12 protein-coding genes are annotated in these 12,778 nt (G+C 60.2%); 5 read left to right on the top strand and 7 right to left on the bottom strand.

The genetic code is table 11. The features are described 5' to 3' along the window. Nucleotides 1-30: 30 nt before the first annotated feature. The gene (locus GQ39_RS19750; RefSeq protein WP_047532815.1) at nt 31-1,656 is read right to left on the bottom strand and encodes a S8 family peptidase; all 1,626 of its coding nucleotides are present in this window, start codon (nt 1,654-1,656) and stop codon (nt 31-33) included. 261 nt (nt 1,657-1,917) lie between these two features. Between GQ39_RS19750 and GQ39_RS19745 the strand changes: the two genes are divergently transcribed. Together GQ39_RS19745 and GQ39_RS19740 are read left to right on the top strand one after the other, a co-directional pair. Then, nucleotides 1,918-2,577, top strand: a complete 660-nt coding sequence (locus tag GQ39_RS19745) for a FadR/GntR family transcriptional regulator (protein ID WP_047532811.1) — start codon at nt 1,918-1,920, stop codon at nt 2,575-2,577. Next, a complete protein-coding gene (locus tag GQ39_RS19740; protein WP_047532808.1) occupies nt 2,567-3,874 on the top strand; it encodes a CynX/NimT family MFS transporter in 1,308 nt (435 codons plus the stop codon). The genes GQ39_RS19745 and GQ39_RS19740 overlap by 11 nt, the downstream gene beginning before the upstream one ends. A gap of 53 nt (nt 3,875-3,927) precedes the next feature. Here GQ39_RS19740 and GQ39_RS19735 read toward each other — a convergent pair whose 3' ends face one another. The 6 genes from GQ39_RS19735 to GQ39_RS19710 form a co-directional block, all read right to left on the bottom strand. After that, on the bottom strand, nt 3,928-4,563 hold the full coding sequence (locus GQ39_RS19735) for a DUF1120 domain-containing protein (RefSeq protein ID WP_047532805.1): 636 nt from the start codon (nt 4,561-4,563) through the stop codon (nt 3,928-3,930). A gap of 117 nt (nt 4,564-4,680) precedes the next feature. Beyond that, the gene (locus GQ39_RS19730; protein ID WP_047532801.1) at nt 4,681-5,298 is read right to left on the bottom strand and encodes a DUF1120 domain-containing protein; all 618 of its coding nucleotides are present in this window, start codon (nt 5,296-5,298) and stop codon (nt 4,681-4,683) included. A gap of 81 nt (nt 5,299-5,379) precedes the next feature. Further along, nucleotides 5,380-6,522: a DUF1120 domain-containing protein gene (locus tag GQ39_RS19725; RefSeq protein WP_047532798.1), complete on the bottom strand. Its 1,143-nt coding sequence runs from the start codon at nt 6,520-6,522 to the stop codon at nt 5,380-5,382. Between the two features lie 10 nt (nt 6,523-6,532). Further along, entirely contained in the window at nt 6,533-9,010 is a 2,478-nt protein-coding gene (locus GQ39_RS19720) for a fimbria/pilus outer membrane usher protein (protein WP_047532795.1), read from the bottom strand. A 103-nt stretch (nt 9,011-9,113) separates the two neighbouring features. Next, the gene (locus tag GQ39_RS19715) at nt 9,114-9,830 is read right to left on the bottom strand and encodes a fimbria/pilus chaperone family protein (protein ID WP_047532793.1); all 717 of its coding nucleotides are present in this window, start codon (nt 9,828-9,830) and stop codon (nt 9,114-9,116) included. Nucleotides 9,831-10,174: 344 nt separating this feature from the next. Continuing rightward, nucleotides 10,175-10,792, bottom strand: coding sequence for a DUF1120 domain-containing protein (locus GQ39_RS19710; RefSeq protein WP_047532791.1), 618 nt, complete (start codon nt 10,790-10,792; stop codon nt 10,175-10,177). A gap of 337 nt (nt 10,793-11,129) precedes the next feature. Between GQ39_RS19710 and GQ39_RS19705 the strand changes: the two genes are divergently transcribed. The 3 genes from GQ39_RS19705 (at nt 11,130) to GQ39_RS19695 (ending at nt 12,699) form a co-directional block, all read left to right on the top strand. Then, the gene (locus GQ39_RS19705) at nt 11,130-11,756 is read left to right on the top strand and encodes a response regulator (RefSeq protein WP_047532789.1); all 627 of its coding nucleotides are present in this window, start codon (nt 11,130-11,132) and stop codon (nt 11,754-11,756) included. Between the two features lie 121 nt (nt 11,757-11,877). Beyond that, complete coding sequence (locus tag GQ39_RS19700) at nt 11,878-12,348, top strand: nuclear transport factor 2 family protein (RefSeq protein WP_047532787.1); 471 nt, start codon at nt 11,878-11,880, stop codon at nt 12,346-12,348. A 39-nt stretch (nt 12,349-12,387) separates the two neighbouring features. Beyond that, nucleotides 12,388-12,699, top strand: a complete 312-nt coding sequence (locus GQ39_RS19695) for a GIY-YIG nuclease family protein (RefSeq protein WP_047532785.1) — start codon at nt 12,388-12,390, stop codon at nt 12,697-12,699. Nucleotides 12,700-12,778: the final 79 nt, after the last annotated feature.

Raw genomic sequence — 12,778 nt, 5'->3', positions numbered from 1 at the left:
TGATCGGTGGGGCTTTTTTATGGGTGCGGGTCAGTCTGCGGTTTTGCCGCGTTCCAGTGCCAATTGCACTGCTCGGAGGGCATTGAGGCGACCATGACCGTAGTAATGACTGTGGCCGTTTTGATCGTATTGACCTAGGGGGCCGTCGTCGGCGTGGCTGATTTTGTCGCAGCAATCGGCGAGGAGGTGTCTAACCTGCTCGCGGTCCAGTGCCGGGTTGACCCCTAGTACCAGAGCTGCGACGCCCGCGGCTCCAGGACAGGCACTGGAAGTGCCGCTGAACAATTCGGTATAGGCAGCATTGATCGGGTCGGCAAACCTGCCGCTCAGATCCGTGGTTCGAATGCCTCGGGTCTGGGGGATTGAGGTGGCGGGTTTGAACTTTGGATCCGGGTGTGGCTGGTCCCCGCTGGGAAAACAGCACCACAGTGCTTGACCGTAGTCACTGTAGGCACTGCGACGATTTTGATCATTGCAGGCACCTACAGCAATAACCATGGGATGGCTGGCATAGCCATCGTTGTCCACACTCTCGTTGCCGTTGCCGGCGCCAAAAAAGATGACGCAGCCTTTACCTTGGCGGCCTTTGGTCGCGGCGTACTCTATGGCCAGGCGGGTGCTCGCGGCCAGCGGAAACGCCTGAGAGTGCCTCGCGTCGGTAGGGTCAGCCCAATGTCCTTCCGGCGGCCCCCAACTGCAGGAAATGATATCGGCCCCTTGGTCCGCGGCCCAGAAAAACGCGTCTGCTTCGGCCCTGGCGCCTAGTGGCTTGGTCAGTTTCAACGGCATGAGACTGGCTCGAGGGGCCACGCCGCTGGCGCCGGCTTCACCATTGGCGCATGCAACACCGGCGGCTGCAGTACCGTGGCGCTCAAGAGGGTTTTTCGGCCGAGGGCCTTGACGGGCGTTAAGGCGGTCAAAGTTTTTTGCTCCGATGATTTTTCCGGTACCGGCGAACTCAGGGTGGTCGATATCAAAGGCATCGTCGATGATCGCTATCACGATGCCTTCACCCTGGGCCAAGACATGGGCTGCCTCGACATTGGCGCTGGCATCGACCTGCGCTTGATAGGTGACGGTGGTTTTCTTCAGGTGCCATTGGTTGTCATGAATCGCTCGGCGTTGCCCCGGACGCAGTATTTCCGGGTGGCAGTAGTCGACTTCCTGACGTTCGAGCAATTGAAGTGTGAATGAGCAGACTTCAGTGCCGCGACAATGCGCGTGATGGACGAAGAAGGCATTGGTGGCGTAGGGAACCTGCTGTTTGATGGTCAGACCCAACTCATCGAGGATAACCAGGCACTCTGTCGGAGCGAGCCGATCGACGAATTTCAGGAAGATGTTTTCGGTGTAGAAAACAGGTTCTTGGGTATGAGGATCGACCAGGGCGCTGCCGGCGAAGCGCACGTCTGGTAACTCGCGTAGTAACGCCTTGCATTGGGGGATATCTGAATTGTCCGGCAGTTTGAATAGCTGAACGTCGGCGTCCTCTATGTGAAGTACCAACTCACTGTTGGCCAATGCCTGTCGAGCTTTTTCGCAGCGTAACGTCTCATCAAGCTTCCTCCCGGCCTGACTGCGTACAACGAGCAGTTGCCGATTCTTTTCCAGTAAATAACGGCGGCTGTTCTTTTTGCCAAAAATGACTTCTTCCATCGGCTGCTCCCATTCCCTTTAGACATTCGAGCGAAAGTGCCCGCGTTCAAAGTCCGAAAGTCTGATGGTCTGTCTCATTTTTGGATGTCAGCTCTTTCGTGTGGCATCGGTGGGAAATCACTATCAGTCACTAGGAATCGACTGCCTTAAAGTGGCTTCAGGCCTCAGGGTGGGACGCGATAGTAGTGGCTTGCCCGATTGGGCGAGGCTGACTAACATGTCGGTAAATTCATCCTATGATTGGATGAAAGGGCGAATCCAATGTCTGAAATTTCTCCATTAGTTAAACGATCCCTGGTCGATCAGGCCCTCGATCAGTTGCGCCTGCGCATCAACGAGGGTGCTTGGGTGGTGGGCCAGCGCTTGCCTACCGAGCCCGAGTTGTCCGCCGAGCTGGGCATCAGCCGCAACACCGTACGTGAAGCCATGCGTGTGCTGGCGTTTTCCGGGCTGATCGAGATCCGCCAGGGCGACGGCAGTTATTTGCGGGCGGTGGCCGATCCACTGGACACGCTCAAGGCGTTGTCCCGTTGCTCCCTTGAGCAGGCCCGGGAAACCCGGCACATCCTCGAAGTCGAGGCCATCGGCCTGGCGGCCTTGCGTCGTACCGATGAAGACCTGTTGGCGTTACGCGAGGCGCTGGGGGTGAGCGGCCGTCACTATCACGGCGATCTCGATACCTACATCGCCTGCGATCTGGTGTTCCACCGCCGTCTGGTCGACGCCGCGCACAACCCGACCCTCAGCGAGTTGTATCGCTATTTCTCCAGCGTGGTCGGCGCTCAGCTACGGCATTGCCTGAACATCACACCGCGCCGACAGGAAGTGTTCGACCTGCACATCGCGTTGCTCGATGCGGTCGAGCAACGCGATCCGGAGCGAGCCAAAGCCCTGTCGAGGCAGTTGATCAATGAACCTTGAAACCGAGAACACCATGACCAGCGATCCAGGCAACACCGCTCAACCCAAACGCATGGCGGAGCTGGAAGAGCTGCTGATCGATGCCGAAGCCGATGATGAGCAAGTCCAGCAGACTCACCCGGTATTGCGCCGGCCATGGCTGTTGCTGCTGGGCCTGATTCTGGTCGCGTTGAACCTGCGTCCGGCACTGTCGAGCATGGCGCCGATGCTCAGCGACGTGTCGAAAAGTCTCGGGTTGTCGGCGGCCCAGGCCGGTTTGCTGACCACCTTGCCGGTCCTGTGCCTGGGTCTGTTCGCGCCGCTGGCTCCGCTGCTGGCGCGACGTTTTGGCGCCGAGCGGGTGGTGCTGGGCATCCTCCTGACCCTGGCCGGGGGGATCATTCTGCGCAGCTCCTTTGGCGAGATCGGCCTCTTTGCCGGCAGCGTGCTGGCCGGTGCCAGCATCGGTGTGATTGGCGTGCTGCTGCCGGGTATCGTCAAGCGTGACTTCGCCAAACAGGCCGGGACCATGACCGGCGTCTACACCATGGCCCTGTGTCTGGGCGCAGCCATGGCCGCAGGTTCCACGGTGCCGCTGAGCGAGCATTTCGACAAGAGCTGGGCACTGGGCCTCGGTTTCTGGGTGATCCCGGCACTGGTTGCCGCCGTGTTCTGGTTACCGCAAGTCGGCCAGAAACACGGTGCGCACAACGTCGCCTATCGCGTTCGCGGACTGCTGCGTGACCCGTTGGCCTGGCAAGTGACCTTGTACATGGGCCTGCAATCGTCCCTGGCCTACATCGTGTTCGGCTGGTTGCCGTCGATCCTGATCGGGCGCGGCCTGACACCGACCCAGGCCGGTCTGGTGCTGTCGGGTTCGGTGATCGTGCAGCTGGTCAGCTCGCTGGCCGCACCGTGGCTGGCCACGCGCGGCAAGGATCAGCGCATGGCGATCGTGATCGTCATGGCCTTGACCCTCGGCGGTTTGTTCGGTTGCCTGTACGCGCCGATCGAAGGCTTGTGGGGCTGGGCGATCGTGTTGGGGCTGGGGCAGGGCGCCACGTTCAGCCTGGCATTGACCTTGATCGTGCTGCGCTCGCGGGACTCCCATGTGGCGGCGAACCTGTCGAGCATGGCCCAGGGATTCGGCTACACCCTGGCCTCCATGGGACCGTTCGCGGTGGGCATCGTGCATGACTGGACCGGCGGCTGGTCTGCCGTGGGCTGGATCTTCGGGGTCATCGGCCTGGGTGCGATCTTTGCCGGCCTGGGGGCCGGTCGTGCGCTGTATGTGCAGGTGGAAAGCGAAAAAGTCTGAATCGGGCACTGAATCACGCCCTTTGACGCCGGGAGTGATTCAGTGTCAGGGGCTTAGAGGTAGGTCAATTCAAATGTCGCGGAACCGTCTATTTTGATTTCGTCGGTCAAGGTCAGGCTGTTGGCTGGAGCGATGTAAGTATCGACGTCCAGATCCATCGTGAGGTTTTGTACGGGGCTCGGGATGTGTCTGCCGCCCGGTACACCGGTACCTACCGATGTGTACTCCCCTTTGCCCATAAGGTGCGCGGGTTCCCACCATGGACGGGGCGCGGAGATATCAGTTGAGCGTATAGGCTTTATGGTTGAGCCGTCTGCCGTGGCGCTTATGATTCTGGCCCCGAAGATTCCAATCTTTTCACCCGTGTCGGTAAATCCCAGGCCGAAGTAGTTGTCGGCCAAAGATGAGCTGGCATTGTTATCGATGCCATACAGGGCTACCGCGATGGGAGCGCTGCAGGTCACGCTTAATTGCAACGGATGGCTTCCCACCAGGGTGTTGCTGTCCGGGTTGAGATCTTTCGCGGAAATCTTGCCGTTATCGATGACGCCGCCATTGGACAGGCTCGGTGTGCACGCCTGTGGCGTGATGAGGCCAGTGACCGTCAGGTCGGTACTCGAAGCCGCGAGGGCGGCGGGCGCTACGCTGATCAGTGCGCTGGCGGAAAGTGCCGCGAGATACTTCTTCATATTGGCTGATGCTTCTTTTCAGTGGTTGTTTGCCATTCCCTTTGCCAAAGGCGCGAGGATGGCGGTGTGAGCTGAACCACTCGCCCAGACGCCGCGAGTGGTTCAGCGTCGGGGGTGTTAGAGGTAAGTCATTTCAAAGGTCACGGCACCGTCCATGACCACTTCGTCGGTCAGGGTCAGGCTGTCGGCGCGGGCGATGTTGGTGTTGACCTCGAAATCCATGGTCAGGTCTTTCACAAACAGCGGGATGCTTACGTCAGTGGTGGAACCGACTGACAGGAGGTATCCGGGGCTTGTTACCCAGGTTGCCTTCCAGGTGTTACCCACGTCGTCGGAATCGATGGCCTGTGCCGCCACGCCGTCTGCCACGGCGTTTTTGACATTGACTCGAACCCAGCCCAGCTTCTCGCCCGCGCTGGTCAAGCCCAGGCCGAACCAGCTTGTCAAAGCGGCCGTACCGGCCTGGTGATCCACGGGTTTCAATGCAAACTGAGTCGGTCCATCACATGACACCGACAATTGCAGTGGATGGGTGCCGACCAACGTCTCGCGCACTTGATCGAGATCCTTCGCCGAGATCTTGCCGTTATCCACGACACCGCCGTTGGACAGGGTCGGTGTGCAGGCAGCCGGGGTGATGACACCGGTGACCGTCAGGTCGGTTGACGACGCGAGGGCATAAGGTGCAACGCTGACCAGAGCGGCAGTCGACAGGGCGATGAAATACTGTTTCATTTTTTTCCTTTTCGCTGGTTGATTCCTCGATTCGCCCAAGGCGCTCCATTGCGCCCCGGGGTCAACAAGGTGGGTTGGGTGTTACAGGTAAATAATTTCGATCGTTCCCGAGCCGTCGAGCTGGACGGCGGTGCTCAGGTCCAGGCTTGAGGCGGGCGCAATGACGGCCTCGACGGTGACGCCGGTTGTCAGGTTCTGAATTGCAACCGGGCCTGCGGTGCTGCCAGCGATGTCGGTAAAGCCCAGGTAGCTTTTCTGGCCGATGGGTATCGGGCGTGAACTGGCCGTGCTCCAGGCTGTGCCTGTGGTGGTCGAGTCGGTTCGGTACAGGCGAGCGAAGCTGTCGGCGCTGGCGTCGGCCGGATCGACGTTCAACGAATACAGGCCGATCTTGTTGCCACGGTTATCGAAGGCCAGACCGTAGTAGATTTCGCTGTTGACCGTCGCCGAGCCTGCGCGGTTGTCGTGCATCACCAGGGCAAAGTGGGTCGGAGCATCACAGCCGACCCGCAGCGTCAGGGTCTTGGGGGGCAGGCGAGTGTCCAGGTCGGTATTCAGATCGCTCATGGACAACCTGCCAAAGTCGACCAGGCCGGCATTGGACAGCACCGGTTCGCAAGCCCCCGGCGCGAAGCGGGCGCGCAGGATGGCTTCCCGGGATCGGCCTGCCGCGACTGCGTCGAATACACCCGTGGTTTCCCAGTTGACGGCGTCACGCACCCGCATCGCTTGTTCCTGAGCCCGGGCGGTCACCTCGATCTGCGCGGAGAAACTCCGACCCTGGACCGCTGTACCGGCGCGTACTGGCGCGATGCCGTGTTCCGGGCGCCAGGTCAGGGTCGATGCAGTTTCCACCGGTGACTGGCCGACAGTGGAAATCAGTCCCAAATCGACCGATTGCCCATCGAGTACGCCATCGCGTACACGCATTTCATAGCTGCCGTGCTCCGCGAAGTGATAGCGCTCGGCGGACGTCGCCATGGCGCGGTAGAACAGGCTCATGTCGGTGGGTTGCGCACAACTCAGGTTCAGGCTCAGACGTCGTTCACCCAAGGTGAGTACCGGTGTTGTATCGACGCGTATCGCACGGTTCATCAAGCCGTAGTCGAGCACGGGCTGGCTGAGGCTGAGCTGACAGTCATCCGGCAGCGCCCAGGCGTGGGATGAGAAGGCACCCAGCGTCAGGGGGGCGAGGACTGGCAGCAAGTAACGGGACAGGCTCATCAAATGATCCTCAGAGGGCTCGGCACTGGGCCGCGGCGGTTTCGTAGTACGCCTCGGCGTCGGCTTTGGCCGGCAGCTCGAAATCGAGTCGGCAGCGCTCAAGCCCCGGCGCGGTTATCCACAGCGGGCGTGAGTCGAGCACATTGGGTAAAAACACTTGGCCGACGTCCTGGACCAGCGTCACGAACTCGCCGTCCTCGGTACTCACCGTCGCGCCTCGGGGCAGTGGTGCGCCATGGCTCGTGGTGACCTTGAGCAAGGCGCGGCGGGTCATCGTGACCCCGAACTCGACGCGGTCGACCGCACCACGACCGGCCGATATCACGGCCATGCCGTTGTTGATATCGATGTTGCGCGGTAGCGAACGGGTATCGATTTCCACCGCACTGCGGCCATAGGCAGCGACCTGCGGGACCACCGCCTGACCTTGACTGTCGGTCCAGACCGGACCGCTGGGGGTGCTGACCTTGATGGCGTCCATCTCACCGACCGACAGCAGGGCGAAGGTGTCGCGCACCGGATAAGGCGACAGCGTCAAGCCACCGCCATGCAATACGGCACCGCCACGGGCGCCGGCCTGATAGCTCGAGCGCTCGGCATCGGAACGGGTGTAACTCAGGTCCAGTTGGCTGTATCGCGGCAGCAGCGAGGCGCCGACAGTGGACTGCACCTGCTTGTCGCGGGTGTCGTGTTCGATGCCGATCCGATAGCCAAATCGGTCGTTGAGCCGTTCGTTCAGGCCGACACCGCTGCGGTACTCGCCAGCGGCACTGCGCACCCAGGTTCGCGCCCGGCGATTTTCGCCCAAGGGAATACTGAGATTCAGGTAAACACTGTCACCACCGCGTCCCGCCCCGCTGAGTTGCCATTCAGCATTTGCCGAAACGGATACCCCGCCGATGCTGGTGCCCCATGACGCCAGGGCACGATGGCTGCTTTGACCATCGAATGAAGACGAGCGACTCATGCCGCCGCCGAAGGCACCAAGGGTCGGGTGTGACCAGGCCAGCGCGACGCTTTGCCGATCGCGGTAACGGGACTTTCCGTTGTCTGACGAGAGGCTGAAGACAGCATCCTCCAGTTCGCGGTAACCGAACGTGCGGTAGGTGCTGCCGGCATTGATCGACCATTGGTCATCGAATCGATGGGATGCGCTCAGGTCGCCCTGCCATCCGCGGGAGGGCGCGCGTCCACCGGCGTCTGTCCGCAAAAGGCTGGCTTGAATCTGTGTCGCGGTCGAGGGCAACAGGCCGAGACTGAAACCTGTCGCCCGATAATCAGCGGCGGTTGTCATGCCCGCGCTGAACTGCAATTGAGGATCCAGCGCACCGCTCCAGCCACCGCTGATCACCCATGGATTGTCATCCTGCGTATCACTTGTACTGCGTACCTGGCCGGCTGCCAGCGAGAAGCCGGGCGCGGGCAGGCCGATGCCGAGCATGGCGGCCGGCACGGTAAAGCTGCGCTCACTGCCGTCCGCCTCTTTGACCGTGACTTCCACGTCGGAGCGATGGTTGAGCCGACGCACGTCATTCAATGAAAACGGACCGGCGGGCACCACCGTCGAATGAATCAGCGAACCGTTCTGCCTGACTTCGATCTGCGCCTGGCTGTGCGCAATGCCTTCGATCGCCGCGTTCTGGCCTTCGACCCTCAGTGCCTGCTCGGTCATGACTTGCACACCGGTGATCTGCGTACCGGCGAGCACCGGGTTATAGAGACTGATCTGTCCGGCCTGCAGCACCGCTTGCTGACTGGCGAAGGTGCGCTGGGCATAGGCCGCCAAATGGCTGGTGCGCGACACGTCATCCTGCCGGGTCTGTAACTGGCGACTGCGCACGATCCAGTCGCCGGCGTTGAAGCCCAGTTCGGTATTGGCCGACATGTAACGGCTCGATTGATCACCGGAGTGGCTGTGCAGGCTGCTGACGTCGTAATTGAGCAGACCGGCGAAGCCACCGGTCTGGTAGCCGGTAACGTCCCGAGTTGTCGGGCGGATCGAGTCAGTGGGCACGATCAATGACAGGCCCAGGCTGGCGGGGTCCGGGTCGATCACGGTTTGCGGCCAGGCACCGAGAAAATCGTGACAAGCCTGATCGTCCTGCGTACGGGCAGGAACCCTGAGGTTTGCTGTGTCGAGCAGGGTCTGGTCAAAGCACACGTCACCCTGGCGATTGAACGCGGCATCCACCCGCCCACGGCGCTGACCGTTGACCGTGAGCGTGACCGGATGCCGGCCCGCGGTGAAGCGAGGCGCTTGTAGCAGCAGCGTCGCGAGTGCCGGGTCGATGCCGCGTTGCTCCAACGTTCTCGTGTCGAACGAGGTCAGCAGCGACGAGTCGGCCATGACGTCGGCGCCGACGTCGGTCAGCACCAGTGCATTGGCCAACCCCAGCGCCACACAGGCTCGGGATCGCGGAAGGCGAGCGTTCGCCACCCGAATCGCGGGCATGGCTTCGCCATCACGGTAGGTCGATACAGTGTTCATGGGGGTCACTTGTCTTATGCCAGCGTGCTGGTCGATACGCTGTGGTTCAGGCTCTGTCTCTCGTCAGCGCCCACGTTTCTTCGGGGCGCTGGGGGGATGCGTTTCAGGATTCGACGGGTGCGTCGTAGTGCGCCACCGCAAAACCGTAGACGGTGGCGGGCAGGAAGCGCACCTGCGTCGCGGTTGTGGCCATTGCCGGCACACTGATGCTCTCGCCGGGCAGCACATAGGTTCGCGGTAACAAAGCACCGCTCCTGGATGGCAACAATTGCAGCTCTTGCGCCAGGCGCACCACATAAGGCGTTTCGTTGCGCACGGTCAGTTGGCCGTCCCGTAGCGACCATTGCAGGTCGGTCCACGGCGTGCGATTGGGCGCCAGGCCCTTGGGGTGCAGAATCAATGGCAGGTTCTGGCGCACGGTCACCCCGACGCGGGCATGCCCGGCGTCGGCGGCAGGTCTGCCCTGGGGGATGCCTTCAAAGATCACGCGCTTCAAGCGTTGAGTGAGCAAGGGCTTTTCCGATTGCAGGATGAAGCGCACCAATTGGGTTTTCGACGCCTCGACGCGGGACAGCGGTGGGGTCACGAACACCAGGGATTCCTTGTCCTGCTCGATGTCTTCAATGGTGACGTGCAGCAACGCCAGGCTGGCGTCGGTATTGGTCACGGAAACCGAAGCCTCGCCATCGGCCTCGTTGACGATCACCACCGAGGTGTTCGGGACCATGCCATCGGCTTGCGCCTGGGTGGCCAGCAACAGAACGAGCGCGCCGATACCGCTGTGAATCAAGGGGCGCGCGAAGGTAAAAAACATCGTCATGACGTGTCTCGTTGATAGGTTCGAGAAAAAGCCGATGGCACCGCTCGGATGGCAGCTTGCAGATGACAACAGGGCCAAGGGTGCAAGGGGCATCAGGGCATTTCGGAAATGGGGGGGCTCACCGATTGAGGTGCCATTTAAGCGGCTGGTATCAGTTTCTTGAATGCAACAAGTACGAAAGCTTCTGTCCTGTGTGTAGATAAGTGTTGCGAGCAGCGCCGTGCCATTGGCCGCAACGGTCGTTGGCGTGCAGGCACATAGTCAAAAGAGCAGGGACGTATCAATGGGTTCTTCAGGAGGAACGGGCAACGGTGTGGATCAACCGTTGCCCGGACGATTCGACGTTACAGGTATTTGAGTTCCAAGGTGGCTGAGCCGTCGATCAGCACTTCGTCAGTCAGGGTCAGATCACTGCCCCTGGCAATTTGAGTGGTTACCTGAAGATCCAGGGTCAGGTCTTTCACCTGGAGCGGCGTACTGGTGTCACCCATGGCACCGACAGCCCAAAGGTTGTAGACCTCCCAGTGATCCTTGACCCAGGTTTTTCCGCCGTCCTCCGACACAATAGCCTGTGCGTCGACTCCGTCCGCGTTCACATTCAACGCATCAACGAAGAACGAGCCCAGCTTCTCGCCTGCATTGGTCAAGCCCAGTCCAAACCTACTGCTCGTGTTCCAGGCGGTACCGGCCCGATGATCGATTGGAGAAAAGTAGAACTGAACCGGTGCATCGCAGTTCACGGTCATTTGCAGCGTTTGCTTGGGCAAACTAGTGGGGTTGTCCGGTCGGAGGTCTTTCGCGGAAATTTTGCCATGATCAACAATGCCGCCTCCGGACAGGTTTGGTGTGCACGCGCTTGGGGTGATGACGCCAGTGACGGTCAAGTCGGTGCTGGCGGCAAAGGCGGGCGAAGCTGCCGTCAGGAGTAATGCAGTACAGAGTGCGCTTAATGTCTTGTTCATGTGATAGCTCTTGGTTTTACCGGCAAATGGGGGGCAGCGATTGAGGTGCAATTTAGGCGGGTGTGGTCAGCGATTTGAATGCAACAAATACGAAAAGCGATTGCTCTGTGTATGAGAAATTTTATTGGGCGATGACGATGCACCGATCGCTGGTAGCTCACTGCTGTAGGTTTTTGCGTTGTGCGATGTGTGAATAATCTGAATGTTCGTAGGGTAAAAAACACTGGCCCTTGAAACGTTGACTAAGCCAGTTTTCGGCTTTTGGCGAGGCATTGTGGGAGGGAGAAAACGGCGTTAATTTCCGCGCCCTTTAATCACAAGCAGGAGACCTCCCACAATGCGAGTCGTAATTGCTGACGACCACTGCGTCGTCCGCATCGGGTTGCGGATGTTGATCAATGCCACCAGGCGATGCGTAGTCGTTGCAGAGGCTGAGGGTACCGATAGCCTGATGCGCATTCTTTCGAGCACACCGTGCGATCTGTTGATCACCGACTTCTCCATGCCGGGAGGGCGGCAGGCCGATGGTTTGAAAATGTTGAGTACGATTCGGCGCGACTATCCGGCATTGCCGGTCATTGTGCTGACGATGTTTACCAGCGTCGCCACGGCGAGGGCGGCGCTGGCTCAGGGGGTACGGGCCATCGTTGCCAAATCCGCCGCGGAGACCGAACTGCCCCTGGGGATCAACGCGGTGGGTGGGGGGCGACGCTACATCAGCGAGTCGTTGCGAATACTGCTGGCTGACACGGGCAGTCAGATGAGCGAGTTGCCGTTGTCGGCCAAAGAGCACGAGGTGGTGCGGATGCTGGCCAGTGGCATGACCGTCAGCGAAATCGCCAATCACTTCCAGCGCAGTGTGTCGACCATCAGTAAACAAAAAAACATGGCCATGCACCGCTTGGGTATTTCCACGGATGTCGAACTTTTTTCCTACGCCCGCGACAGCGGAATGTCGACCTAGGCGCTCAGCGTACGAGCTGTCCCGGTATTCTCGTGGCGAATGCCCATAGTGTTCGGCACATTTGCAGATTATTGTGCAGGCCATCTTTCGATCATATTTCGCAACAACAGGGAGCCTGCCCATGAGTGATATCCACAGCGCATTGATCACCCGGTTCTACCAGGCCTTCCAGCGTCTGGATGCCGAGGCCATGGCTGCCTGCTATACCGATGACGTGGTGTTCAGTGATCCGGCGTTTGGTGAGCTTCACGGCCGCGATGCCAGCGATATGTGGCGCATGCTGACGACCCGGGCCAAGGATTTCTCCCTGAGTTTCGATAACGTCCGCGCCGATGAGCGCACGGGCGCTGCTCATTGGGTGGCGACCTATCTGTTCAGTCAGACCGGCAACATCGTGGTTAATGACATCCAGGCGCGATTCGTTTTCCGTGACGGCAAGATTTGCGAGCATCACGACAGCTTCGATCTGTGGAAGTGGTCGCGTCAGGCGCTGGGTTTCAAAGGCCTGCTGCTCGGTTGGACGCCGTTGGTGAGCAACGCTGTTCGTGCTCAGGCCTTGAAGGGTTTGAAGGCATTCCAGGCCAGCCGCTGATAAGATCGCGGCTTGTCCCCTTCAAGCACTGATCGTTAAGTGAACGCCCCCAGCGAAAGCCCTGTCGACGCCGCCACTGCGGTGAGCAAACCCTGGTTCGTCTATCTCGTGCGCGCGGCCAATGGTTCGCTCTACTGCGGGATCAGCGACGATCCCGTGCGCCGATTTGCCAAGCATCAAAGCGGCAAAGGGGCACGCTTCTTTCTTTCCAGCCCGGCCATGGCACTGGTCTACACCGAAGCCTGTCGTGATAAAAGCGAAGCGCTGCGGCAGGAGCGCCTGATCAAGAAGCTCAAGAAAAGCGCCAAGGAATGCCTGGTGGCCAGCGCGAACGCCGGCTTATCACTCTGACTGATCAGTTCCCATCAGGCAGATCTGTAGGCCGCTAACCGATTGCGCGCTAAGCTGCGAATTCCTATTCGTGCGGCGG

This window comes from Pseudomonas sp. 11/12A, assembly GCF_000800055.1.
GTDB lineage: Bacteria > Pseudomonadota > Gammaproteobacteria > Pseudomonadales > Pseudomonadaceae > Aquipseudomonas > Aquipseudomonas mohnii.
This window is presented reverse-complemented; position numbering and strand designations above follow the sequence as displayed.

Coding starts and splice junctions, on each gene's coding strand:
- GQ39_RS19750 (WP_047532815.1), bottom strand. CDS start 1,656: ATGGAAGAAGTCATTTTTGGCAAAAAGAACAGCCGCCGTTATTTACTG.
- GQ39_RS19745 (WP_047532811.1), top strand. CDS start 1,918: ATGTCTGAAATTTCTCCATTAGTTAAACGATCCCTGGTCGATCAGGCC.
- GQ39_RS19740 (WP_047532808.1), top strand. CDS start 2,567: ATGAACCTTGAAACCGAGAACACCATGACCAGCGATCCAGGCAACACC.
- GQ39_RS19735 (WP_047532805.1), bottom strand. CDS start 4,563: ATGAAGAAGTATCTCGCGGCACTTTCCGCCAGCGCACTGATCAGCGTA.
- GQ39_RS19730 (WP_047532801.1), bottom strand. CDS start 5,298: ATGAAACAGTATTTCATCGCCCTGTCGACTGCCGCTCTGGTCAGCGTT.
- GQ39_RS19725 (WP_047532798.1), bottom strand. CDS start 6,522: ATGAGCCTGTCCCGTTACTTGCTGCCAGTCCTCGCCCCCCTGACGCTG.
- GQ39_RS19720 (WP_047532795.1), bottom strand. CDS start 9,010: ATGAACACTGTATCGACCTACCGTGATGGCGAAGCCATGCCCGCGATT.
- GQ39_RS19715 (WP_047532793.1), bottom strand. CDS start 9,830: ATGACGATGTTTTTTACCTTCGCGCGCCCCTTGATTCACAGCGGTATC.
- GQ39_RS19710 (WP_047532791.1), bottom strand. CDS start 10,792: ATGAACAAGACATTAAGCGCACTCTGTACTGCATTACTCCTGACGGCA.
- GQ39_RS19705 (WP_047532789.1), top strand. CDS start 11,130: ATGCGAGTCGTAATTGCTGACGACCACTGCGTCGTCCGCATCGGGTTG.
- GQ39_RS19700 (WP_047532787.1), top strand. CDS start 11,878: ATGAGTGATATCCACAGCGCATTGATCACCCGGTTCTACCAGGCCTTC.